Below are 23,086 nucleotides of genomic sequence, written 5' to 3'. Positions count from 1 at the left end.
ACGATTCGCCGCAGCATGCTCAGCCGGCGGCGCGGATGGCCTGCAGCAGGGCTTGCCCGGCCGACGTGTGGAACCACGCCGCGTGGCCGCGCAGGAAGGTGTCGTAGGCCACGTCGGCGTTCGCGCGCGAGTGCGTGATGGCGTGGAAGTACTCGACCTCGGACAAGGCGAAATCCACATGCACCAGCGGCAGCAGGTCGGCCAGCAGGTGCAGTTCGGTCGCGCCCAGCGGGCGTTGCCGGCGATAGCCCTCGATCAGTGCACAGGCGATGTCGGGATGGGCGGCATCAAGGCCGCTGTCGAGCGCGAGCCAGGCGATCGCGTTGCGCTCGATCGCGGTGGCGAGGTCGAACAGCGCGACGTTGGCGGCGGCGAGGCCGAAATCGAGCACGGCGCTGATCCGCGCGTCGCTGCCGCCGCCACTCCAGCACAGGTTGGAGACGTGCCAGTCGCCGTGCGTCCACAGTGGCGCCTGCTGCGCCAGTCGTGGCTGGGCGGCGGCGTGCCACGGAGCGAGCAGTTCGGCGAAGTCGCGCGGCCAGTCGCGAGCGCGCAGGTAGTCGGCCAGGCCCGCGCGCTGCGGCAGCTGTGCGCGCAGCGCGGCGACGGGATCGGGCGCGGCGATCAGCTCGCTGCGCGCGACCAGGATGTGGGTGTCGCGCTGGGGCGCGCGGTAGTCCGCGGCGGCGTCGTGCAACGTGGCCAGCATGCGGCCGGCGGTGTGGGCATGGTCGAGATCCGGCAGCGGTTCCCACGAGATCGCTTCGCGGTACAGGTCGATGCCGGCGGCCTGTTCGTGCACCTCGTAAACCCAGTCGCCGGATGCCACCGCGGTTTGTCCGTGCGCATCGCGCAACACCGCCGGGAGCGGCATGCCACGGTCGCGCAGGTGTGCGATGAAGCGATGCTCCTCGGCGAGCGTGGCGGCCGAGCGCACGCGGCGGTGATGGCGCTTGACGAAGACGGTGGCGTGCGCCGTCTCGACCAGGCACGCCGCGGACAGCGGGCGTGGGCTGTGCCAGGCGATACCGGTCGGTGCGCCGAGTGGCGGGTAGCTGCGCAGCAGTGCCTCGACCTCGACGATGGCCAGTGGCGGCCAGTCCGGCGGCGTGTTGTCGCCGGCCAGCCCGTGGGCAAGGTGGAGCGGGTCGTTCATGGAATGGCGGGGCGTCCGCAGGCAGGGCAGGCCGTGGATTATCCCCGAAAGGAGCAGGCCTCGCGTCCAGCCGCCGCCGGCATGCGAGATGCCGTCCCTATAATGGCCGACTTTCCCCGCGGTGCCCCGTTCCATGAGCGCGATGTTGCTGCTGTTCGCCTGCCTGATCCTCGGTGCCCTGGTGGCGCGTTATGCGAAACCACCGGCGGGGATCGTGCCGGGCATCAACTGGTGGGTGCTCAACGTGGCGCTGCCGGCGCTGGTGCTGGAACTGATCCCGAAGCTGAAGTTCGATCCGCAGCTGTGGTTTCCGGTGGCGGCGATGTGGCTCACCTTCGGCGGCGCGTGGCTGCTGTTCGGCCTGCTCGGGCCGCGGCTGGGCTGGTCGCGGCAGCGCACGGGGGCGTTGATCCTGGTCTGCGGGCTGGGCAATACGGCGTACATGGGCTATCCGATGATCGAGGCCCTGCACGGCAAGGCGGGCCTGGCGCTGGCGGTGGTGGCCGATCAGATCGGGGCGTTTCCGGTGCTGGCCTCGGCCGGCATCGTGGTGGCTTCGGTCTATTCGGGGCGCACGCTGCAGCTACGCCTGATCGTCCGGCGCATCGTCACGTTTCCGGCGTTCATCGCGCTAGTGGTGGGCATCGTCGCCGGCTTGTGCGGTGGCTGGCCCGCGCTGCTGGATGGCGTGTTCGCGCCGATCGGCGCCACGCTGACGCCGCTGGCGCTGTTCTCGGTCGGCCTGCAGTTCAAGTTCCATCCGGGCCAGCGGCAACTCGGCGCAGCGGGCTGGGGGCTGGGCTGGAAGCTGCTGCTGGCGCCGCTGCTGTGCTGGGCGCTGGGCACCGCCACCGGTGTCGACGGGCTGGTGCTGACCGTCGGCGTGCTGCAGGCGGCGATGGCGCCGATGGTATCGGCGACGATCCTGGCCGACGAGTACGGCCTGGAGCCGGCGCTGGCCAATACCGTGCTGGGTGCCGGCATCGTGCTGTCGTTGCTTACCGTCCCGCTGGGCAACTGGCTGCTGGGCGGCTAGGAACCCTTGCACCGGGCACCCGCTGCACCGAGACTAGCGCAGTCTCATGGGCGGGGGGAGCTCGTGTCATGGCAGGTTTCGAACTGATCAAGCGCATGTTCGGCGATCACGGCGAGCGCCGCGCGGCGCCGCGCAGCGGCGAGCCGAAGGAAGCCTGCATCCTGGTGGTGGACGACTCGCCGACCATCCGCGCGGTACTCGGCAAGATGCTGGCGCAGAACCGTCACGTGGTGCTGAAGGCGGCCGATGGCGAAAGCGCGCTGGAGATCGCGCGCACCGAACGCCCCGACCTGGTCTTCCTCGACATCGTGATGCCCGGCATGAGCGGCTTCGCGGTCCTGCGCGCCTTGCGCCACGACCTGCTGACCCGCGACATTCCGATCGTGATGATCAGCGGCAACCTGCAGGCGACCGAGCAGTTCTACGTGCAGCGTTTCGGCGCCGACGATTTCATGAAGAAGCCGTTCGGCCGCAGCGAAGTATTCGCGCGCATCGACAACCTCACGCGCAGCGGGCGCCTGGTGGTGCGCCAGCGGGCGGAGACGGAAAGGATCCCGGCCGAGCCCGAACCCAGCGCGGCCGAGCACGCCGCCATTCCGGACATTGCGATGCCGGACCCGCACGACATGGTGATGCCACCTGCCGGGCAGGACTGAACGGCGCGCGATCGCGCGATAATCGGCGCGATGAGCCAAGTTTCCGCCCCTCCGACGAATGGCGTGCGCGTCGACGTGTGGCTGTGGGCCGCGCGCTTCTTCAAGACCCGCAGTCTCGCCAGGCAGGCGATCGACGGCGGCCGCATCGACGTCAACGGCGCCGGCTGCAAGCCGGCGAAGACCCTGCACGCCGGCGACCGGCTGAAGATCAGCCGCGGCGAGGAGCGGCTGGAGGTCGGCGTGCTGGCGCTGTCCGAGCGGCGTGGCCCGGCCAGCGTGGCGCAGGCGCTGTACGCCGAGACCGAAGCCAGTCGCGTCGCACGGGAGGCGGTGCGCGAGCAGCACCGCCTGGTCGGTGCAAGCGGTCCGCCGAAGCGCCCGGACAAGCAGGCGCGGCGCGAATTGCGACGGCTCAGAGACAGGCGCTGAGCAGTGCATCGCAGAATGTCGGCCGGATCTGCGGGAATATCCATGCCAATCCAAAGGGTTGGCGCCGCCGACCGACAAGCCCGGGGGCTCGCATGGACGGACATGCACTGATGAATGGCTTCGGTTTCTTCAAGCGCCTGCTGGGTAGCCAGGCGGCTGCCGAACATCGCGTGGAGCCGCAGGCCGCGCTGGGCGCGCGCATGCTGGTGGTGGACGACTCGCCCACGATCTGCGCCGTGCTCGGCAAGATGCTGCGTCAGGACGGCTACGCCGTGCTCAAGGCCACCGACGGCAAGGAGGCGATCGAGCTGGCCCGCAGCGAACGGCCGGCGCTGATCTTCCTGGACATCGTGATGCCGGGGATGAACGGGTTCGCGGTGCTGCGCGCGCTGCGCCACGACCCGCTGACCCGCGACATCCCGATCGTGATGATCAGCGGCAACCCGCAGGCGACCGAGCAGTTCTACGTGCAACGCTTCGGCGCCGACGACTTCATGCAGAAGCCCTTCGACCGCGACGAGGTCTACCTGCGTATCGGCCAGCTGGTAGGCTCCGGACGTCTGGACGGCCGGCTGCCTTCGGCGCCGGTACCCGTCGAGGCGCTGCCGGCGCTGGCCGCGGAACTGTCGGCCGACGAGCTGGCCGACATTCCCGACATCGCAATGCCCGATGCCGAGGTCGCGCCACCCCTGGCCGGCGTGGCCCCGCTGCAGGTGGTTCACGGCATCGGCTGAGCGCCTGCCTCAGAGCGTCATGCCCAGCGCCCTGGCCACGCCCGCCGCGTAGGCCGGATCGGCCTTGGCGAAATGGCCGAGTTGGCGACGGATGATGTTCTCCGGCACGCCCTGCATCGCCGCAGCGATGTTGTCGAACAGCTGCTGTTGCTGCTGCTCGCTCATCAGGCGGAACAGGTCGCCGGGTTGCCGGTAGTCGTCGTTGCCGGCGCGGTGGTCGTAGCGATCGGCGTCGCCGGAGATCCGCAGCGGCGGCTCCTTCACCGACGGATCCTCGACCGGGCCGCCGAACGAGTTCGGCTCGTAGTTCACGCTGCCGCCGCCGTTGTCGCCATGGCGCATCGACCCGTCGCGGGCGTAGTTGTGCACCGGGCAGCGCGGCTGGTTCACCGGCAGCTGGTCGTGGTTCGCGCCGAGCCGGTAGCGCGCCGCGTCGGCGTAGGAGAACAGGCGGAACTGCAGCACCTTGTCCGGCGAGAAGCCGATGCCGGGCACCACGTTGGCCGGCGAGAAGCTGGACTGCTCGACCTGGGCGAAGTAGTTGTCCGGGTTGCGGTTCAGTTCCATCACGCCGACCTCGATCAGCGGATAGTCCTTGTGCGGCCACACCTTGGTCAGGTCGAACGGGTTGTACCAGGTATTCTCCGCATCGGCCTCGGGCATGATCTGCACGTACAGCGTCCACTGCGGGAAATCCTTGCGCTCGATCGCCTGGTACAGGTCGCGCTGGTGCGATTCGCGGTCGTTGCCGATCAGCGTCGCCGCTTCGGCATGGGTGAGGTTCTTGATGCCTTGCCGGGTCTTGAAATGGAATTTCACCCAGTAGCGCTCGCCGGCCTCGTTCCAGAAACTGTAAGTGTGGCTGCCGAAGCCGTGCATATGGCGCAGCGTGGCCGGGATGCCGCGGTCGCTCATCAGCGTGGTGACCTGGTGCAGCGACTCGGGCGACAGCGACCAGTAGTCCCACATCGCGGTGGGGCTGCGCAGGTTGGTGCGCGGGTCGCGCTTCTGCGTGTGGATGAAGTCGGGGAACTTGTACGGGTCGCGGATGAAGAACACCGGCGTGTTGTTGCCGACCAGGTCCCAGTTGCCTTCGTCCGTGTAGAACTTCAGCGCGAAGCCGCGCACGTCGCGCTCGGCGTCGGCCGCGCCGCGCTCGCCGGCCACGGTGGAGAAGCGCGCCAGCATCGGCGTTTGCGCACCTGGTTTGAATACCTTGGCGCGGGTGTACTTCGTGATGTCGTGGGTGATCGTCAGCGTGCCGAACGCGGCCGAGGCCTTGGCATGGACCACGCGCTCGGGGATGCGCTCGCGGTTGAAGTGCGCGTGTTTCTCGAACAGCGCCACGTCCTGCACCAGCAGCGGGCCGCGCGGGCCGGCGGTGAGGCTGTTCTGGTTGTCGGCCAGCGGTGCACCGGCGTCGGTGGTCAGCGTCTTGCGGTCCTGGCTCATGGTGGGCTCCTGGAGGGACTTGGGTGTTCGGCCAAACTACGCAGGCATGACGATCAATGGAATTCGAATGTTCCGATGTGGACGATAGTCCATGGCTATGGATGGATGGCTGCTGCCTCACTTGGCAGGCCAGCATCGCCGAGGAGGCGTGAGCGCAAGGTGGTGGCCGGCGGCGTTGCACGCCGGCGGAGTCAGCCCGATCGTTTCAGGCGGTACAGCAGTTCCAGCGCTTCGCGCGGGCTCAGCGCATCCGGGTCGATCGCTTCCAGCATCCGCTCGGCGGCGGAAGGCTGCGCGGGGGCGAACAGGCCCAGTTGCGGCGAGGACTCGGCGGCCGGCGCGGGCGTGCTGGCGTGCAGGTGCATGCCGCGCTCGAGTTCGGCCAGGGTGCGTTTGGCGTCGGCGATCACCGATTTCGGCAGGCCGGCCAGCGCGGCCACCTGCAGGCCGAAGCTGCGGTTCGCCGGGCCTTCCTTCACCGCGTGCATGAACACAAGCTGCTCGCCCTGCTTCTTGTCGTGATATTCCACGGCGTCCAGATGCACGTTGGCGATCGCCGCGAACTCGTTGGCCAGTTCGGTGAGCTCGAAGTAGTGGGTGGCAAACAGCGTGTAGGCACGGCTGTGGCGCGCCAGATGCACGGCGGCGGCGCGGGCCAGCGACAGGCCGTCGTAGGTGCTGGTGCCGCGGCCGACCTCGTCCATCAGCACCAGGCTGTCGGCGGTGGCGTTGTGCAGGATGTTGGCCGTCTCGCTCATTTCCACCATGAAGGTGGACTGGCCGCGCGAGAGGTCGTCGCCGGCGCCGATGCGGGTGAAGATGCGGTCGATCGGGCCGATCACGGCGCGCGACGCCGGTACGTAGCTGCCGATGTGCGCGAGCAGCACGATCAGCGCGTTCTGGCGCATGTAGGTGGACTTGCCACCCATGTTCGGGCCGGTGATCACCAGCATGCGGCGGGTGTCGTCGAGCTTCAGGTCGTTCGGCTCGAACGGCTCGTCACGGACTTTCTCGACCACTGGATGGCGGCCGCGCTCGATCGCGATGCCGGGCTCGTCGGTGAGTTGCGGGGCGTTCCAGTCGAGCGCCTCGGCGCGCTCGGCCAGGGTGGCCAGCACGTCCAGCTCGGCCATCGCGGCAGCAGCGGTTCTGAGCGGTTCGAGTTTCTCGGTCAGCGTGTCCAGCAGCGCCTCATACAGCGCGCGCTCGCGCATCAGCGAGCGCTCCTTCGCCGACAGCACCTTGTCCTCGAACGCCTTCAGTTCCTCGGTGATGTAGCGCTCGGCGTTCTTCGTGGTCTGCCGGCGCGTGTAATGCGTGGGCGCCTTGTCCGACTGCGCGCGGGTGATCTCGATGTAGTAGCCGTGCACGCGGTTGTAGCCGACCTTCAGCGTGGTGATGCCGCTGGCGGCTTTCTCGCGTTCCTCCAGCTCGACCAGGAACTGGTCGGCGTGGGTGGACAGCCGGCGCAGTTCGTCGAGTTCGGCGTCGTAGCCGTCGGCGATCACGCCGCCGTCGCGCTGCAGCACCGGCGGCTGTTCGACCACGGCACGGGCGAGCAAGGCCGCCGTATCCGCGTGGTTGCCGATGCGTTCGACCAGTGCGTGCAGCAATGGGCCGAGGCTTTCTTGAAGAGTGCGGCCATGGATGGCCGCTTTTTGATTTCCGCGATCAGGGATGATCGCACTGGCAACTCCCGCTTCTTGATTTTCGCGATCAGGGACGAGCGCACGAGTGAGCTCAGGGGCGGCCAGCAGGCCGTCCCTGAGCGTAGACAGGTCGCGCGGCCGCGCCGAGCGTAGCGCGACGCGGGCGAGAATGCGCTCCAGGTCGCCGATGCCGCGCAGCGTTTCGCGCAGCATCTCGCCGCGGCGGCCGTCGATCAGCATGCCGATCGCCTGGTGGCGCTGGCGCAGCACCTCGCGCGAGCGCAGTGGCCGGGTCAGCCAGCGCCGCAACGCTCGCGCGCCCATCGGCGTCACCGTCTCGTCGAGCACGCCGAGCAGGGTATGTTCGGTGCGGCCGCTGGGGTGGGTGTCCAGTTCCAGGTTGCGGCGCGTGGCCGCGTCCAGCGCGATCGTCTCGCTGGCGCTTTCCACCGCCATGCCGGTGAGGTGCGGCAGCGCGCTTTTCTGGGTTTCCTCGACGTAGCCGAGCAGGCAACCGGCGGCAGCGACCGCCAGCGGCAGCTTGTCCACGCCGAAGCCGCCGAGGTCGCGGGTGCCGAAGAAGCGGTTCAACCCGCGTTTTGCGGCATCGCCGTCGAAGTGCCACGGCGGGCGCTTGCGCAGGCCGGGCAGGGCACTGACCAGTTTCGGCCACGCCACGTCCTCGCCGACCAGGGTCTCGGCCGGCTGCAGCCGCGCCAGCTCGGCGGCCAGCGCCTCGGCGTTGGGCACTTCGCTGAGCAGGAAACGGCCGCTGGACAGGTCGACCCAGGCCAGCCCGTAGGCGCCGTGCGCACCGGTGGCGATCGCCAGCAGCAGGTTGTCGCGGCGTTCCTCCAGCAGCGCGGCGTCGGTCACCGTGCCGGGCGTGACCACGCGCACCACCTTGCGCTCGACGATGCCCTTGGCCAGCGCCGGGTCGCCCATCTGTTCGCAGATCGCCACCGATTCGCCGAGGCGCACCAGCCGCGCCAGATAATTTTCCGCCGCGTGATACGGCACCCCGGCCATCGGGATTGGCGCGCCGCCCGACTGCCCGCGCTGGGTCAGGGTGATGTCGAGCAGCCGCGCTGCCTTGCGGGCGTCGTCGTAGAACAGCTCGTAGAAATCGCCCATGCGGAAGAACAGCAGCACGTCCGGGTGCGCGGCCTTGGCCGACAGGTACTGGCGCATGAACGGGGTGTGCTTGGTGAGATCGTCTTGGCTCATGCAATGCAAGTCTTGGCGTGGTCGCGCGGAACGGGTAGAACGGTGCCTCTGCGCGTGGCGCACAGTTTCGTCCAAGTCCGGGAGTCTCGCATGGAGTCGTCGTCTGTTCCTACCGATGCCGAGTTGCTGGCACTGGCCGGCGAGGTGGCCAGCGAGGTGCAACGTTGTCGGCTGATGCTGGTGACGGCCGAATCCTGCAGCGGCGGCTGGATTGCCAAGACGCTGACCGACCTGCCGGGCAGCTCGGCCTGGTTCGACGCCGGCGTGGTGACCTACAGCTACGAGGCAAAGGAGGCGCTGCTCGGGGTCAACCCGCGTACGCTGGAGCACACCGGCGCGGTCAGCGAGGAAACCGTGCTGGAGATGGTATCCGGCGCGCTGGCGCGCTTCGGCGCCGGCGTGGCGGTGGCGGTCACCGGCATCGCCGGGCCGTCCGGCGGTACCCCGGACAAGCCGGTCGGCACGGTGTGGATCGGCTGGAAACGCCGCGGCGGCTACGGCCACGCACAACTGTTCCACTTTCCCGGCGACCGCGAGGCGGTGCGGCGGCAGACCGTGGCGGCGGCGCTCATCGGCTTGCGCAAAACGCTGACGGAGTGACGCGCAATCGCCCGCCAGACCGGCTTGACCGATGTGGGATACTGGCCCGGCCGCCGGCGATCCGACCTGATCGCAGCCCGTGAGATCCGATCCGGGCATCATGCCCCCCAATCACAGCCCAACCGGAACACAAGACGATGGATGACAACAAGCGCAAGGCGCTCACCTCCGCCCTCGGCCAGATCGAAAAGCAGTTCGGCAAGGGCGCGGTCATGCGCATGGGCGACCGCGTCAACGAGGCGATCGAGACGATCTCCACCGGCTCGCTGGGGCTGGACATCGCGCTCGGCGTCGGCGGCCTGCCGCGCGGCCGCGTGGTCGAGATCTACGGCCCGGAATCGTCCGGCAAGACCACCATGACGCTGCAGGCGATCGCCAGCTGCCAGCGCGCCGGCGGCACCGCCGCATTCATCGACGCCGAGCATGCGCTCGATCCCACTTACGCCGAAAAGCTCGGCGTCAAGGTCGACGACCTGCTGGTATCGCAGCCGGATACCGGCGAGCAGGCGCTGGAAATCGCCGACATGCTGGTGCGCTCGGGCGCGGTGGACATGGTGGTGGTCGACTCGGTGGCCGCGCTGACTCCGAAGGCCGAGATCGAGGGCGAGATGGGCGACTCCCACGTCGGCCTGCACGCCCGCCTGATGAGCCAGGCGCTGCGCAAGCTCACCGCCAACATCAAGAAATCCGGCTGCCTGGTGATCTTCATCAACCAGATCCGCATGAAGATCGGCGTGATGTTCGGCAGCCCCGAGACCACCACCGGCGGCAACGCGCTGAAGTTCTACGCCTCGGTGCGCCTGGACATCCGCCGCATCGGCGCGGTGAAGAAGGGCGAGGAGATCATCGGTTCGGAAACCCGCGTCAAGGTGGTCAAGAACAAGGTGGCGCCGCCGTTCCGCCAGTGCGAGTTCGAGATCCTGTACGGCGAGGGCACCTCGCGCGAGGGCGAGATCATCGAGCTGGGCGTGGCGCAGAACCTGATCGACAAGTCCGGCGCCTGGTACAGCTACAACGGCGACCGCATCGGCCAGGGCAAGGAGAACGTGCGCCAGTTCCTGCGCGACAACCCGGCGATCGCCAACGAGATCGACAAGCAGCTGCGCGAGCGCCTGCTGGTACCGGTCGGCAAGCCGGCCCCCGCCGCGCCGGAAGAGGCGCTCGAGGAAGTCTGAGCGGTGATCGTTGGTGTTCCCCAGCGGAAGACATGGCCCGGCTCGCCCGGGCCATGTCCGTTTGCGTGGCCATGAAGCGCCCGCCAGGCAAGGACGAACCGGCCAGGCCGAAGCGCAGCGCGTACGACAAGGCGCTGGGCCTGCTGGCGCGCCGCGAGCACTCGCGCAAGGAGCTGAAGACCAAGCTGCGCCAGGGCGGTTACGAGGGCGGCGAAGCGACCGACGCGCTGGAGCGGCTCGGCGAGCAGCACTACCAGGACGACGACCGCTTCGCCGAGGTGCTGCTGCGCAGCCGGATCGCCCAGGGTTACGGCCCGTTGCGTCTGCGTGTGGAGCTGAAAAGCCACGGCCTGGCCGACGCGCGTATCCGCGAGCTGCTGGACGCGGCCGAGGTCGACTGGGTCGCTTCGGCCGCCGCCCAGCTGCGTCGCCGCTACGGTGGCGCGGGTACGGCGGACCCCGCCGAGCGTACCCGGCGGGCGCAATTCCTCTTGCGCCGCGGCTTTGCCGCCGCCACAGTACGAAGTGTTACCCACGCCGATGTGGACGAAGCCGACGATATTTCCTGAAATCCGTCATCCGCAGATGATGGGTTGACGGGTCGGGCGGCCTGGCCGCGGCGTGGCCTTTATCGCCTGCCACCTTTGATCCGCATGAAAACCTCCGACATCCGCTCCGCCTTCCTCGACTACTTCCGCTCCAAGGGCCACACCATCGTGCCGTCCAGCTCGCTGGTGCCGGCCAGCGACCCGACCCTGCTGTTCACCAACTCGGGCATGGTGCAGTTCAAGAACGTGTTCCTGGGCAGCGAGAAACTGTCCTACGTGCGCGCGGCCGACGTGCAGCGCTGCCTGCGCGCCGGCGGCAAGCACAACGACCTGGACGCCGTGGGCTATACCGCGCGCCACCACACCTTCTTCGAGATGCTGGGCAACTGGTCGTTCGGCGACTACTTCAAGCGCGACGCGATCGCCTATGCGTGGGAGTTGCTGACGCAAGTCTTCAAGCTGCCGGCGGACAAGCTGTGGGTGACCATCTACCACACCGACGACGAAGCGTTCGACATCTGGAACAAGCAGGTTGGCGTGCCGGCCGAACGCATTGTGCGCATCGGCGACAACAAGGGCGCGCCATATGCATCCGACAATTTCTGGCAGATGGCCGACACCGGCCCGTGCGGCCCGTGCACCGAGATCTTCTACGACCACGGCGCGGCGATCGCCGGCGGCCCGCCCGGCTCGCCGGACGAGGACGGCGACCGCTACATCGAGATCTGGAACCTGGTGTTCATGCAGTTCGACCGCGCGCCCGACGGCACGCTGAGCCCGTTGCCGGCGCCGTGCGTGGACACCGGCATGGGCCTGGAGCGCCTTGCCGCGGTGCTGCAGCACAAGCATTCGAACTACGAGATCGACCTGTTCGCACACCTGATCCGCGTCGCCGGCGAGCTGACCGGCACGAAGGACCTGGGCAACAAGTCGCTGCGCGTGATCGCCGACCACATCCGCGCCTGCTCCTTCCTGATCGTCGACGGCGTGCTGCCGTCCAACGAAGGCCGCGGCTACGTACTGCGCCGGATCATCCGCCGCGCGCTGCGGCATGGCTGGATGCTCGGCGTGCGCGGCGACTTCTTCTGGAAGATGGTGCAGCCGCTGGTCGAGGAAATGGGCGAGGCCTACCCCGAGTTGCCGGCGAAGCAGGCATTCGTCGAGGACGCGCTGCGCACCGAGGAGCATCGTTTCGGCGAGACGCTGGAACACGGCATGCGCCTGTTCGACGACATCGCCAATAAGAGCCGGGCGGCGAAGTCGGGGGAAACCATTTCCGGCGTCGACGCGTTTCGCCTCTACGACACCTACGGTTTCCCGGTCGACCTCACCGCCGACATCGCGCGCGAGCGCGGGCTGGAGGTCGACATGGCCGGTTTCGAGCAGGCGATGAACGAACAGCGAGCGCGCGCTCGCGCCGCCGGCAAGTTCGAGGCCAAGGGACAGATGCCGGCCGAGCTGGCCAGCGAGCTCAAGCCCACGATTTTCCTTGGTTACGAGGCGCTGCAGAGTGAAGGCAGCAAGGTGCTCGGCATCGTGCGCGGCGGCAAGCAGGTCGATCAGCTGGGCGAAGGCGAGGAGGGCTTGCTGATCCTCGACCGCACGCCGTTCTACGCCGAGTCCGGTGGCCAGGTCGGCGACACCGGCACGCTGTCCAATGCGGCTGGTCGCTTCGAGGTTGCCGATACGCTGAAGATGGGTGGCGTGTTCTTCGGCCACGCCGGCCGCTGGCATGGCGGGCGGCCGCTGCGTACCGGCGACACGGTCGAGGCGCGGGTGGATGCGTCGCGCCGCCAGGCGATCGTGCTCAACCATTCAGCCACTCATCTGCTGCATGCGGCGCTGCGCCAGGTGCTAGGCACGCACGTCGCGCAGAAGGGCTCGCTGGTGGCGCCGGAACGGCTGCGTTTCGATTTCTCGCATCACAAGCCGATGAGCCACGACGAGGTAGCACGGGTCGAGGCCATGGTGAATGCCGAGGTACGCCGCAACGCGGCGGCCGAGGTGCACAACATGGGTTACGACCAGGCGATCGAATTCGGCGCGATGGCGCTGTTCGGCGAGAAGTACGGCGACGAAGTGCGCGTGCTGAAGATGGGTGACTTCTCCACCGAATTGTGCGGCGGCACCCACGTGGGGCGCACCGGCGACATCGGCCTGTTCAAGATCGTCAGCGAGGCCGGCGTGGCTTCCGGCGTGCGCCGCATCGAGGCGGTCACCGGTGCCGGCGCGCTGGCCTGGGTGGTCGACGAGGAGCGTCGCCTGGCCGAGTTCGCGCAGCTGCTTTCCAGCAGCGGCGACGAGGCGGTGGAGAAGCTGCGCCAGCTGTTCGACCGCCAGAAGAAGCTCGAGCGCGAGCTGGAATCGCTGCGCAGCAAGGCGGCAGGTTCGGCCACCGCCGACCTGGCCGGAGCCGCAAAGGATGTCGGTGGCATCAAGGTGGTGGCTGCGCGGCTGGAAGGGCTCGACGCGAAGTCGTTGCGTGACAGCGTGGACCAGCTCAAACAGCAGCTCGGTGACTGCGTGGTGCTGCTGGCCGGCGCGGCCGAGGGCCGCGTCGCGCTGATCGCCGGCGTGCACGGCAGGGCGCTGGAGCGGGTCAAGGCTGGCAACGTGGTGGCCCACGTCGCCAGCCAGATCGACGGCAAGGGTGGTGGCCGACCGGACATGGCCCAAGGGGGCGGCACCGACACTCCGAATTTGCCGGCCATCCTTGCCGCACTGCCGAGTTGGGTCGCGGCCCAATAGGCGACAAGCAGCCGAGCTGAACGCACCGTCCGCCATGCTGGCGGTGCATTGCGCAGGAGATTCCGGCTCAGTTACTATCGGTCCAGTGTCGGCGCGATCGGTAACGGTGGTGTCGCCAGTCAGGACGCTCAGGAGTGTTTTGGCTGTGAGCCGGGAAGGCGGTAGGGCCTTCGGCGGATCAATCGTCGAACTGTGGACAGGCGGGCGCTCAGGGGTGAGGCACCGTCGATTCGCAGGCCTGTGACCAACAGCACTATGGAGTAGCAATCATGTTGATTCTGACCCGCAGGGTCGGTGAAACCCTGATGATCGGCGACGAGGTGACCGTTACCGTTCTTGGCGTGAAAGGCAATCAGGTGCGCATCGGCATCAATGCACCGAAAACCGTGGCCGTCCATCGCGAAGAGATCTATCAGCGGATCAAGGGCGAACACGACGCCGGCAGCACACCTGATGAGTCCGCTGAGCATTGATCCGGTGAATTGAGGCTTTACCTCGACCGCGCCGGTCGGTATCCTTGCCGGCTCCGCAGCAATGCGAAGAAAACCCCGGAGAGATGCCCGAGTGGCCGAAGGGGCTCCCCTGCTAAGGGAGTATAGGGTCAAAAGCCTTATCGAGGGTTCGAATCCCTCTCTCTCCGCCAATTGAATGAACTAAGTTGTTGATCTAGAACAACTTACTCGCAAGCAAAGACGGCTGGTATGCCATTGGGTATGCCAGCCGTTGTTGTTTGTGGTTGTGCCCAGTCGCGCCTCGTTGAGCATCCGCGGCAAACATCCAAGTTTGATGGTACAGATTGAAAGAAGAGACGGGCCTCCGGCCGGCTCCCTTCTTTCTTGCGTCCTGCTAAGCCATCATCAATCACATTGGAACTGCAAGACGGGGCACAAGAGATCATGAGCGATACCTCAACATCGGACCCGAAGATTGTTTGCCCAAACTGCAAGACGGAAATTCGCCTGACTGAATCGCTCGCGGCACCGTTGATTGCCGCAACTCGCCAGCAGTACGAGCAACAACTACGCCAGAAGGACGAGGACGTTGCCAAGCGAGAACAGAATATCCGGGACAGAGAAAAGGAAATTCTCGATGCGCGACGTACCCTAGACGAACAAGTCGCAGATCAAGTTGCTGCGCAGTTAAAGACCGAGCGCGAACGTGTCATCGCCGAAGAATCCAAGAAAGCACGACTCGCCGCAGCGACCGAGTTAGAAGCAAAGACCCGCGAGCTTGTCGATCTGCAAGAGGTGCTGAAGTCCCGTGACGCAAAACTGGCCGAAGCGCAAAACGCGCAGGCCGGGCTAATTAAGAAACAGCGCGAGCTGGATGATGCAAAGCGGGAGCTTGAACTTACCGTAGAAAAGCGTGTTCAAGAGAGCCTAGACGACGTTCGTACGTCCGCAAAACGAGAAGCCGAGGACAGCCTCAAGCTCAAGGTGCTGGAGAAAGATCAGACGATCGCCTCCATGCAGCAGAAGATCGAGGAGTTGAAACAGAAAGCCGAGCAAGGCTCTCAACAGTTGCAGGGGGAAGTTCAGGAGATGGATCTCGAAAGCCTCCTGCGAACCAAGTTCCCATTCGACTCCATTGAGCCAGTCGCAAAAGGTGAGTTTGGCGGCGATGTGCTTCAGCGCGTCAACAGCTCTACTGGGCAGCCAAGCGGAGCGATTCTCTGGGAGTCGAAGCGCACCAAGAACTGGAGCGATGGCTGGCTTGCCAAGCTGCGTGACGACCAGCGAGCTGCCAAGGCGGAAGTGTCGATTCTTGTTAGCCAGGCGCTACCGAAAGGCATCGAGACATTTGACGTCGTGGACGGCGTATGGGTAACCACACCCCGAGCCGCATTGCCGGTAGCCACTATTCTGCGTCATACCCTGCTCGAAATAGGTGTCGCGCGACAGGTCGGTGAAGGACAGCAAACAAAGACAGAGATGGTCTATCAGTACCTCACCGGCCCCAGATTTCGTCACCGCGTCGAGGCGATCGTCGAAGCCTTTTCTTCGATGAGAAACGACTTAGACAGGGAGCGCAAGGCGATCATGAAGCAATGGGCAAAACGCGACGAGCAAATCGAGCGAGTCATGGTCGCCACGGTTGGGATGTATGGCGACCTTCAGGGCATAGCAGGAAAGACGTTGCAGGAAATCGAAGGCTTGAGTTTGGCGGCATTGCCAGGTTCGGGCGATGACAACCAAGGAGAGTTGCCACAATGACAACCGGACCAACTCCGGGCGCGGTATCAGCCGTTTCGACCGCGCCTTCCGTGCCGGCACTGCCGCAGCTCCACGACGCGGCTCAGCAGGCAAGGAATCTCCGTCAAGTTCTTCAGGACGACAAGCAGCGCGTCGGTTGCTTTCTTGGTGCAGGCTGTCCTCTCGGCGTCTACGACGCGGCTGGTGAAAATAGCGTCGTACTAATTCCCGCTGTCGTCGAGTTGACCAAGCGGGTCGCCAGTGGATTGCAGGCCACTGACAGCATGCCCGGCGCTACTTCCACGTTCAAGACACATTGGGACGCGATGTATGGAGAGTGCAAACCGTCTGATGGAAAAGAACCGACAGTCGAGGATGTCCTGACAGAACTTCGGGCATTGGCAAATCGCCGGGGAAACGCAGAAATTCTCGGGATGACGAAAAAGAACCTTACTGATCTCGATGAGGCGATTTGCGCATTGATCGCTAAGGAGATAAGCAAAAATCTGCCGGCATACCGAAATTCGTACACCCGCCTTGCCTCATGGATCGGAGGCGTCCAGAGAGATTGGCCCACGGAAATATTCACACCAAACTACGACTTGCTGTTTGAGCAGGCCCTTGAGCAGCATCCTTTACCACACTTCGACGGCTTTGTCGGATCGCGTGAACCCTGGTTCGACCTTTCTTCGATCGAACATGATGCGATCCCCAAGCGTTGGACGCGGCTTTGGAAACTTCATGGTTCGATAAACTGGGAAAAGAACGAGGAGACCGTGAACGCGACGACAGTGACGCGCATCGTTCGGGTCACCGGTGCTGCCGCAGCCGGAAAGGTGATGATCTATCCATCACACTTGAAGTACGACCAAAGCCGCAGGATGCCGTACTTGGCAATGCTCGATCGTTTGCGGGCCTTCTTTCATGGGAAAGATGCGCCTCGGTTGATCGTCTGCGGCTATTCGTTCCTGGATGACCACCTGAATGAGATTTTGCTCGATGGCCTGCGCGGCAATCGTAACGCCCAGTGTTTTGCCCTGATGTACTCCAGCCTCGACGCACATCCCCGTGTCGTCGAATACGCATCGAAGCAAAGCAATCTGACCGTACTCGCCTCAGATGGGGCAGTGGTGGGAACACGTGCTGGACGATACCGACCTGAAACTACGGGCGGCGATGAGCACGCGCCGTGGTTGATAGAAGAATCCGTCGCGGGTAGCGATCCGAAAGATCGCGTACCGCGCTGCCGCCTCGGTGATTTCCATTACTTCGGACTGTTCTTGGAGCAAGTTTGCGGCGGGAGCACTTCTGATGCACACGTCACTGTCTAACTCGGCCCCTTCCCGGCTTGGCACCGTGGAGAATGTTGACGGATCGAGCATCAGCGTAAAGCTGGAAGAGAACACGCCGGGCGGACTCCTGTTCGTTAACGGAGAGGCGTACCAGGTCGGCCAAGTCGGTGGGTTTGTTCGCATTCCGTCCGGCTATGTTGACCTCTATGGGGTGATCTCCCAGGTTGGTGCTGGAGCTGCACCCGGACCGCCAGAACTTGCTCCGCAGTTCGGCAACCGATGGCTTCGCGTGGAACTCGTCGGTCAAGGGCGTCGCGGCACGAAGTTTGAGCGAGGCATAGCCCAGTATCCGTCTATTGGAGACTCGGTCCACGTAGTTACCGAATCAGATCTGAAGACTGTGTACGCTCCGGAGGACGAAGACGGGTACGTTGCGATTGGCCGCGTCGCCAGCGCCGAGTCGATTCGCGCATATCTCGACCTGAATCGCCTCGTCAGCCGTCATTCTGCAGTCGTCGGGAGCACTGGTGCTGGCAAGTCCAATGCAGTCGCAAACTTGCTCGGCGCCGTGTCGAATCGGGAGCACTTCAAATCAGCCCGCGTGGTGTTGTTTGACCTTCACGGCGAGTACGGAAAGGCGTTTGGCGACCTAGCCAGAGTCTTCAAAGTCGGCGCTGATACCAAAGCCGGAGAGCGTGAGCTGCACGTGCCGTTCTGGGCGCTGACGGCCGAAGAGTTCATTTCGATGTCAATGGGGTCAGTCACTTCGACTCCGCTCACGTTGCTGCAAGAGAGGCTACTTGCGAGCAAAAGAGCTTCCAAAGCTGGCGGCGTTGCTCACGGCATGCCCGACCTCTCGGTGACGATAGACACACCGCTGCCATTCTCTGTCTATCAGCTCTGGCATGACTTGTACTCGCTGCATTGCGCTAGCCACAGCGTTAGCAAAAACCAGAACCAGAGCGAGAACACGCGCGCCTATGCCGAGGAAGGCACGCCCCCAGTGAAGGCGGTTGGCGATGCGGACAAGCTTGAGCGGCCGAGATTTCGAGCGCTTAAAAACGAGACGAATGACCCTGACAAAGTCTACGCAGGCCTCTACGCTGATATACCACGCGCGCACCTGGACGTCCTGGAAAGCAAGCTCCGCGATCCTCGGATGCAGTTCCTTTTTCGCCCAGGCGAGTGGTCTGTCGCCAAAGACAACTCAACTACCGCAGATCTTGATGCGCTGCTAGCCGAGTGGATAGGCTCGGCCTCTCCGATTTCAGTCTTCGATCTTTCGGGGATTCCCACTGCGATTGTTGACGATCTCGTCGGGGCCGTGCTGCGCATTCTCTACGACGCCGTATTTTGGGGACGACAGAAACAGGAAGGCGGTCGGCAAAGACCATTGATGATCGTGCTGGAGGAAGCGCACGTCTACCTGGGAGCAGAGTCGAAAAGCCGTGCAGCGAACGCTGCACGACGTATCGCAAAGGAAGGGCGGAAGTACGGCGTGGGCCTGATGCTAGTTAGCCAACGCCCCGCCGAAGTCGATCCCACGATTTTGTCTCAGTGCGGAACCGTCATTGCAATGCGGCTAACAAATGACAAGGATCGCTCCCAAGTCACTTCTTGCGCTTCAGACAACCTCAAAGGGTTGTTTTCGATGCTTCCGGTATTGCGCACCGGCGAGGCGCTAGTGGTCGGAGAGGCGGTCAATATGCCCATCAGGGCGATCATTGATCGGCCCGCCGAAGGTCGCCGGCCCGACAGTGACGATCCACTGGTCGTCGTCCCCAAAGACTCAAGCGGAAAGCGCGTACGAAGCGGTGGCTGGACAGAACCTGTGAAAAATGAGAACTACAAGCCTCTTGTCGAGGCATGGCGCAAGCAGGACCCGAACGCAGGCACAACTGCACCGACGAAACCGCAGGCCTAATTGACCAGGAGAGACGACCGTGGAACGTACGCCAGTCAGCTCAAGCAACATCGCCTCAATCGGCTACGACGAGGATAACCAGATACTTGAGATCGAGTTCAATGATGGGTCGGTTTACCAGTATTCCGGTGTACCTTCTAGCGAACACGACGGGATCATGAACGCAGATTCCAAGGGGAAGTATCTTCACGCCAATATCAAGAATCGATATCCGTTTGTGAAGCTATAATTCACGGCACCCGCGGCATGTATCGTCGCTTCGGTTGTCGCCACATGGATGACCGACGCACCGACCAAGGCGCCTCCGGAGTGCCTTGCTTATTTCAGTGGCTCGTACCACCAATGGAGCATCCGCTCCTCCCTATGCGGGGAGGAGCGGATGCTCTATCACTGACCGAGCGACTTGCAGACGTCAGCCCACTCTTGCATCTGCTCCAGACTGGTCGATGTGTCGGCGTTCTGTTTCTGTTGGTCGGCCGTGAACTTGTCCTGCAGCTTCTGGATGCAAGGGGTCATCTTAGGCCAACCGCCTTGGTCGGCTTCGTCACTAGAAGCTGCCTGCGCCAACGGAGTGGTTTGCGGCTGCGAGGGTCCTGTCAGACCCGCCACGGCCGAGTTCACCACCTGCGGTGCCACCGGAGTGACTGGTGTTGGCTGGACGTGAGCAGAAGCTAGCGGTGGCGTGGCCGTGCTTGTCACTGACCGCGAAGGATGTAGGTCTGGATTACTGCCGATGATGTTGCCTTGGCCATCCTTGCAGAAGTACGTATCGCACTGGATGCCGTTTTTGCCGATGTCCTTCGGATTCACGGGAAACATGTACCCGGCAGTTCTGGATGGACTGCCGAAGGACTGAGGAAGCAACTGGCCATTCTTCGTGTGGAAGCAATCGTTGTCCGATACGCATTTCACCTCATAGACCGGATAACCTTCCGTATTCATACCAGAGGTCCCGATGGGAGAAAGCTCGTCCATAGCGGCCTTCATCGCCTCTTGAGGCGACCGGTCGGGGTAGTAGCGAGTGAAATCATTACCGTACGCATCGAACGTTACTTTCGGCGGAAGAACAATTATCGTTTCCTTGGTGAAGACGGAGTCAGGTGCCCACCCTACGACATGACCGTCCCGATCAAAGCACAGACGACTCGCACACAGGAGCTTAGTCGGCGAAAGTTGAACGAAACCCGCATGGAAACGTGACTCAGTCAGTCCGAGCATGATCCGAAGGGCCGTCTGTACGTCCTTGGGATCAACAGGAAGCAGATGACTCACGAATTGAGCCTCGTCGTATCCGATTCTAGTTCCATTGTTCAACGTGACATCGCATTGCATCGTTCCGGCGCTAGAAGGCCTTCCCTGTCTATCAACCGTTTCTCCACTGTAATTGCAGGTTGCTGCCTGAGTGGGATATCCAAGCGCATTCACCCCTTGAACCTTCACTGGCGAACCGATCCACCGATAAGCAAGAGCAGCTGCTTCGGTGGGACTCTTGCCCGGATAAAGCGCGGCGACGGTATTTGCGTAGGTCGACTTCGTGATGGGCGAAGCAGGCTTGATCAACGGGAGAGGCATAGGCGGAATGCGTTTGCCATAGAGCTGTGCGTAGAAGTGGTCATAATCGATCGCCGTGTTCTCAACCGCTTGCTGCATGAGCGTCGTCATCCAACCGGTCCCCGTAAGACGGAACTCCCCCATGACGATGTCAGACTGTGTCACGTCCTTGGACGTTCCGTTTGCGAACTGGTACCTCAGCGTGACGTAGGAGAGCACGGGCTTACCGTCTGCGCCATAGACCCACTGGTAGACATCACCGATACGCACAGCTCCGGTAGCGTTCGGATTTTTTGCTTTGGCTTCCTCCAAGTTATTAGCGATGAACGATGAGTCTTTGACGTTTTTGTAATCGCAGTTGTATTCGACAAAGGTCTGGTGCTGTTCGGTCTCGTCGACCTTCCACTTCACGGAGTCGCAGACCTTGCGATAATCGAGTGCCTGATCCACGGTCATGTTGGGATCTGGGACGTTGTTGCTGGGGTAGCTGAAGGCGAGCGCCTTCACCTCAGTGATGTGCTTGTCGGGGGCGCAGCCCGTGAGGGTGATGGCTGCGGCGACAGCCACGATGAAAAGGAGGGTTTTCATAGGGGGCTTCCTTCGATGGAGGGCATACAGCCCCGTCCTCACCGGGCGGGGCTGTATGCGAGGGACTTACTGGGAATCGCTGCTGTTACCAGACATCGCCTGGCAGGTGGAGTCACAGGTCTGCGACTGCGACTGCGACTGGAGGGCCAACGCCTGCTCAATCATCGAAGGGTTCTGCATGATGCCCCAGAGGTTACAGAGCGTCAGGACCGTCAGGAGGGCGCTCCAGATCAGGAGACTGGTGGCCGCATTGGGCTTGGCAACGACGGCCGGACCGTTATTGCTGTCCACCGCATCGACGCGGTTCCAGCCCGCGAGGAAGCCGCGGGTATGGAACCAGCCCGCAGCAAAGGCGCCCACGATCACCGTGAAGAAGGAGGCTGCGCCACCACTACTGACTACGGCGCAGCCGATGCCGACGAGAACCGCCACGATCACGCCGCCGATGGCGGCCATGATGTATTCCTTCTTGAGCGCGGGGCTATCCTTCTTGACATACCCGCTCGGAAGCTGCGTGCCGCGGAAGTAGGAACCACGGCAGGCACCGCGCCAAACGATGAACGGCAGGGCGACGATCGGCAGCAGGTACTGAAGCACGAGCCCGAAGCCGTTGTCGGTTGCCAGGAATACGAGTCCACTGGCCATTGCGCCGGCCAAGCAGGTGGCCAGGAAGAGGCGACTGATGATGAGGTTGTAGCGCTGGGCCGGGGAAAGCGATTGCAGGTTCGTCCGATAGGACGGATAGGTATTCGCAACAGCGGTCATGGTGTTTCCTTGTGAGTGGTGTGGTTGGCTCAACTGGTACTGCGGGAACCGCCTTCGTGTACGCGGCCCCATCCCCGCAGGCCGCCCTTGGTAAAGAGCCGACCCGCCCAAGATCAGAGTGAAGAAACAGAACTCGCTGCGCGTGGTCACCAATCGACATGCCCACCGCCGCTTCACAGTCGATGAAGTGTTCATTGGCTTTGTCTTAGGTGTGTGCGGCTTCGCATCGGTTGTTCGATGGCCCCCTGTGGCCAGCTTTGAATGCTGCTCAGATCGGAATCCAAGCTACGCATCAATGATGCACCCTCATTCTGAACTGAACTATAAAACGGTTCAACGAGGAGTGGCGCATGAAGGATCTATTCATCAAAAAGCCCAAGAAATAAGCACAATTTGGCGACTGCATCGCCTAGGCATAAGAAGTCCATGAGTTGATAAATAGATCGTCTCGGCGCCTCCGTATGGTGGGGCCATGGCGATGCGTACTGACAAAAGTGTCAAATCGGTCGACAGAGGCGAATACGCCATCGCGTGGGCTCTCCTGAAGTCCGCGCGTCTGTCAGCCAAGTTGACCCAGCGGCAACTAGCCGTGAAGCTGGGGCGCACACAAACTTTCGTGGCTGATGTCGAGCTGGGTCGACGGCGACTCGACATCCTCCAGCTCTACGATTGGTGTAAGGCCACCGGGACACCACTCGCTGCCTATGCGCAACAGGTGGAAAGCACACTAGACGTACTTCCCAAGCACCTGCCATCTGCGATGAAGGTCAGGAAGCCCCGAGAAAGCGCCAAATGAGTACGTCGCTTTGACTTAGAGAAGGGAGCTACAGAAGCCCCCGGCCGGCCATGCTGACGCACTCGGCACCGACAACGAGGTGATCGAGCACCCTCACACCGACCAGGCTTAGGGCATCGCGTAGCTCCTTGGTAATGGCGCGGTCAGCCGCACTGGGTTCGGCTACGCCGCTTGGATGGTTGTGGGCGAAGATGGCCGCGCTGGCATTGATGCCCAAGGCGGCTCGCACGACCTCACGCGGATAGACGCTGGCACCATCGACGGTGCCGGTGAAAAGCCGCTGACAGTCCAGGATGCGATGCCGGTTATCGAGCCACAGGACATGGAACTCCTCGTGGGGTAGCGCTCCCATGCGCATGCGCAGGAAGTCGGCGGCATCCATCGGGTTGCCGATGCAACCTTGCCGCTGAAGTTTCTCGTGCAGGATGCCCTCCGCGGCAGCCAGGATGGCTTGATCTGTAGCGTTGTGAGAATGATCGGCTGACGGCGGTGCCGAGGGTGGAACCTTTGGCATGACAGACTCCTTGGATGAGACGGCATAACGCCCCGGGCCCGGCAGAAGCCGGGC

The 23,086-nt window shown here is 63.8% G+C and carries 20 protein-coding genes and 1 tRNA gene; 15 read left to right on the top strand and 6 right to left on the bottom strand.

Annotated features, from left to right (window positions below):
- Nucleotides 1-19: 19 nt before the first annotated feature.
- A complete protein-coding gene (locus tag R2APBS1_RS12855; protein ID WP_041676776.1) occupies nt 20-1,156 on the bottom strand; it encodes a phosphotransferase enzyme family protein in 1,137 nt (378 codons plus the stop codon).
- A gap of 142 nt (nt 1,157-1,298) precedes the next feature.
- On the opposite strand from R2APBS1_RS12855, the gene R2APBS1_RS12850 reads away from it, so the two are divergent.
- From R2APBS1_RS12850 to R2APBS1_RS12835, 4 genes are all read left to right on the top strand, one after another.
- Nucleotides 1,299-2,192, top strand: a complete 894-nt coding sequence (locus R2APBS1_RS12850) for an AEC family transporter (protein ID WP_015448240.1) — start codon at nt 1,299-1,301, stop codon at nt 2,190-2,192.
- Nucleotides 2,193-2,260: 68 nt separating this feature from the next.
- Nucleotides 2,261-2,848 (top strand): response regulator, encoded by a 588-nt coding sequence (locus tag R2APBS1_RS12845; protein ID WP_015448239.1) that lies wholly within the window; start codon nt 2,261-2,263, stop codon nt 2,846-2,848.
- Nucleotides 2,849-2,878: 30 nt separating this feature from the next.
- Nucleotides 2,879-3,277, top strand: coding sequence for an RNA-binding S4 domain-containing protein (locus R2APBS1_RS12840; RefSeq protein WP_015448238.1), 399 nt, complete (start codon nt 2,879-2,881; stop codon nt 3,275-3,277).
- A gap of 92 nt (nt 3,278-3,369) precedes the next feature.
- On the top strand, nt 3,370-4,011 hold the full coding sequence (locus R2APBS1_RS12835; protein ID WP_007507977.1) for a response regulator: 642 nt from the start codon (nt 3,370-3,372) through the stop codon (nt 4,009-4,011).
- A 9-nt stretch (nt 4,012-4,020) separates the two neighbouring features.
- On the opposite strand, the gene R2APBS1_RS12830 is transcribed toward R2APBS1_RS12835, so the two are convergent.
- Nucleotides 4,021-5,463: a catalase gene (locus R2APBS1_RS12830; RefSeq protein WP_015448237.1), complete on the bottom strand. Its 1,443-nt coding sequence runs from the start codon at nt 5,461-5,463 to the stop codon at nt 4,021-4,023.
- A gap of 191 nt (nt 5,464-5,654) precedes the next feature.
- The gene (gene mutS, locus R2APBS1_RS12825; protein ID WP_015448236.1) at nt 5,655-8,339 is read right to left on the bottom strand and encodes a DNA mismatch repair protein MutS; all 2,685 of its coding nucleotides are present in this window, start codon (nt 8,337-8,339) and stop codon (nt 5,655-5,657) included.
- A 90-nt stretch (nt 8,340-8,429) separates the two neighbouring features.
- On the opposite strand from mutS, the gene R2APBS1_RS12820 reads away from it, so the two are divergent.
- The 10 genes from R2APBS1_RS12820 to R2APBS1_RS19735 all read left to right on the top strand — a co-directional run bounded on the left by R2APBS1_RS12820 (nt 8,430) and on the right by R2APBS1_RS19735 (nt 19,047).
- Nucleotides 8,430-8,939: a CinA family protein gene (locus R2APBS1_RS12820; RefSeq protein WP_015448235.1), complete on the top strand. Its 510-nt coding sequence runs from the start codon at nt 8,430-8,432 to the stop codon at nt 8,937-8,939.
- A gap of 137 nt (nt 8,940-9,076) precedes the next feature.
- The gene (recA, locus tag R2APBS1_RS12815; RefSeq protein ID WP_007507996.1) at nt 9,077-10,114 is read left to right on the top strand and encodes a recombinase RecA; all 1,038 of its coding nucleotides are present in this window, start codon (nt 9,077-9,079) and stop codon (nt 10,112-10,114) included.
- A gap of 32 nt (nt 10,115-10,146) precedes the next feature.
- Nucleotides 10,147-10,683, top strand: coding sequence for a regulatory protein RecX (locus R2APBS1_RS12810; protein ID WP_015448234.1), 537 nt, complete (start codon nt 10,147-10,149; stop codon nt 10,681-10,683).
- A gap of 84 nt (nt 10,684-10,767) precedes the next feature.
- Complete coding sequence (gene alaS, locus R2APBS1_RS12805) at nt 10,768-13,410, top strand: alanine--tRNA ligase (RefSeq protein ID WP_015448233.1); 2,643 nt, start codon at nt 10,768-10,770, stop codon at nt 13,408-13,410.
- 269 nt (nt 13,411-13,679) lie between these two features.
- Complete coding sequence (gene csrA / locus R2APBS1_RS12800; protein WP_007508001.1) at nt 13,680-13,883, top strand: carbon storage regulator CsrA; 204 nt, start codon at nt 13,680-13,682, stop codon at nt 13,881-13,883.
- Between the two features lie 77 nt (nt 13,884-13,960).
- Nucleotides 13,961-14,053: transfer RNA gene (locus R2APBS1_RS12795), tRNA-Ser, on the top strand.
- Nucleotides 14,054-14,306: 253 nt separating this feature from the next.
- Nucleotides 14,307-15,623 carry a DUF2130 domain-containing protein gene (locus R2APBS1_RS12790; RefSeq protein WP_015448232.1) on the top strand — a complete coding sequence of 439 codons (1,317 nt, stop codon included), beginning with the start codon at nt 14,307-14,309 and terminating at the stop codon, nt 15,621-15,623.
- On the top strand, nt 15,620-16,933 hold the full coding sequence (locus R2APBS1_RS12785; protein ID WP_015448231.1) for an SIR2 family protein: 1,314 nt from the start codon (nt 15,620-15,622) through the stop codon (nt 16,931-16,933). Before R2APBS1_RS12790 ends, R2APBS1_RS12785 begins: the two co-directional genes overlap by 4 nt.
- Nucleotides 16,914-18,818, top strand: coding sequence for an ATP-binding protein (locus tag R2APBS1_RS12780; RefSeq protein ID WP_015448230.1), 1,905 nt, complete (start codon nt 16,914-16,916; stop codon nt 18,816-18,818). Before R2APBS1_RS12785 ends, R2APBS1_RS12780 begins: the two co-directional genes overlap by 20 nt.
- Before the next feature lie 19 nt (nt 18,819-18,837).
- Complete coding sequence (locus tag R2APBS1_RS19735) at nt 18,838-19,047, top strand: KTSC domain-containing protein (protein ID WP_015448229.1); 210 nt, start codon at nt 18,838-18,840, stop codon at nt 19,045-19,047.
- A 158-nt stretch (nt 19,048-19,205) separates the two neighbouring features.
- Here R2APBS1_RS19735 and R2APBS1_RS12775 read toward each other — a convergent pair whose 3' ends face one another.
- Nucleotides 19,206-20,957: a hypothetical protein gene (locus R2APBS1_RS12775; RefSeq protein WP_015448228.1), complete on the bottom strand. Its 1,752-nt coding sequence runs from the start codon at nt 20,955-20,957 to the stop codon at nt 19,206-19,208.
- Nucleotides 20,958-21,023: 66 nt separating this feature from the next.
- Nucleotides 21,024-21,722: a hypothetical protein gene (locus R2APBS1_RS12770; protein ID WP_015448227.1), complete on the bottom strand. Its 699-nt coding sequence runs from the start codon at nt 21,720-21,722 to the stop codon at nt 21,024-21,026.
- Nucleotides 21,723-22,194: 472 nt separating this feature from the next.
- Here R2APBS1_RS12770 and R2APBS1_RS19730 point away from each other — a divergent pair, with 472 nt between their 5' ends.
- A complete protein-coding gene (locus R2APBS1_RS19730; protein WP_015448226.1) occupies nt 22,195-22,518 on the top strand; it encodes a helix-turn-helix domain-containing protein in 324 nt (107 codons plus the stop codon).
- A 28-nt stretch (nt 22,519-22,546) separates the two neighbouring features.
- Here R2APBS1_RS19730 and R2APBS1_RS12760 read toward each other — a convergent pair whose 3' ends face one another.
- A complete protein-coding gene (locus R2APBS1_RS12760; protein WP_015448225.1) occupies nt 22,547-23,032 on the bottom strand; it encodes a JAB domain-containing protein in 486 nt (161 codons plus the stop codon).
- Nucleotides 23,033-23,086 lie beyond the last annotated feature (54 nt).

This window comes from Rhodanobacter denitrificans (genome assembly GCF_000230695.2).
Taxonomy (GTDB): domain Bacteria; phylum Pseudomonadota; class Gammaproteobacteria; order Xanthomonadales; family Rhodanobacteraceae; genus Rhodanobacter; species Rhodanobacter denitrificans.
This window is presented reverse-complemented; position numbering and strand designations above follow the sequence as displayed.

Bases quoted from the DNA above. Each gene is read 5' to 3' on its own strand.
- mutS (WP_015448236.1), bottom strand. From the start codon at position 8,339: ATGAGCCAAGACGATCTCACCAAGCACACCCCGTTCATGCGCCAGTAC.
- R2APBS1_RS12775 (WP_015448228.1), bottom strand. From the start codon at position 20,957: ATGAAAACCCTCCTTTTCATCGTGGCTGTCGCCGCAGCCATCACCCTC.
- R2APBS1_RS12770 (WP_015448227.1), bottom strand. From the start codon at position 21,722: ATGACCGCTGTTGCGAATACCTATCCGTCCTATCGGACGAACCTGCAA.
- R2APBS1_RS12855 (WP_041676776.1), bottom strand. From the start codon at position 1,156: ATGAACGACCCGCTCCACCTTGCCCACGGGCTGGCCGGCGACAACACG.
- csrA (WP_007508001.1), top strand. From the start codon at position 13,680: ATGTTGATTCTGACCCGCAGGGTCGGTGAAACCCTGATGATCGGCGAC.
- R2APBS1_RS12835 (WP_007507977.1), top strand. From the start codon at position 3,370: ATGGACGGACATGCACTGATGAATGGCTTCGGTTTCTTCAAGCGCCTG.
- R2APBS1_RS12810 (WP_015448234.1), top strand. From the start codon at position 10,147: ATGGCCCGGCTCGCCCGGGCCATGTCCGTTTGCGTGGCCATGAAGCGC.
- R2APBS1_RS12760 (WP_015448225.1), bottom strand. From the start codon at position 23,032: ATGCCAAAGGTTCCACCCTCGGCACCGCCGTCAGCCGATCATTCTCAC.
- R2APBS1_RS19730 (WP_015448226.1), top strand. From the start codon at position 22,195: ATGGCGATGCGTACTGACAAAAGTGTCAAATCGGTCGACAGAGGCGAA.
- R2APBS1_RS12780 (WP_015448230.1), top strand. From the start codon at position 16,914: ATGCACACGTCACTGTCTAACTCGGCCCCTTCCCGGCTTGGCACCGTG.
- R2APBS1_RS12785 (WP_015448231.1), top strand. From the start codon at position 15,620: ATGACAACCGGACCAACTCCGGGCGCGGTATCAGCCGTTTCGACCGCG.
- R2APBS1_RS12790 (WP_015448232.1), top strand. From the start codon at position 14,307: ATGAGCGATACCTCAACATCGGACCCGAAGATTGTTTGCCCAAACTGC.
- recA (WP_007507996.1), top strand. From the start codon at position 9,077: ATGGATGACAACAAGCGCAAGGCGCTCACCTCCGCCCTCGGCCAGATC.
- R2APBS1_RS12820 (WP_015448235.1), top strand. From the start codon at position 8,430: ATGGAGTCGTCGTCTGTTCCTACCGATGCCGAGTTGCTGGCACTGGCC.
- R2APBS1_RS12830 (WP_015448237.1), bottom strand. From the start codon at position 5,463: ATGAGCCAGGACCGCAAGACGCTGACCACCGACGCCGGTGCACCGCTG.
- R2APBS1_RS12840 (WP_015448238.1), top strand. From the start codon at position 2,879: ATGAGCCAAGTTTCCGCCCCTCCGACGAATGGCGTGCGCGTCGACGTG.
- R2APBS1_RS12845 (WP_015448239.1), top strand. From the start codon at position 2,261: ATGGCAGGTTTCGAACTGATCAAGCGCATGTTCGGCGATCACGGCGAG.
- R2APBS1_RS12850 (WP_015448240.1), top strand. From the start codon at position 1,299: ATGTTGCTGCTGTTCGCCTGCCTGATCCTCGGTGCCCTGGTGGCGCGT.
- alaS (WP_015448233.1), top strand. From the start codon at position 10,768: ATGAAAACCTCCGACATCCGCTCCGCCTTCCTCGACTACTTCCGCTCC.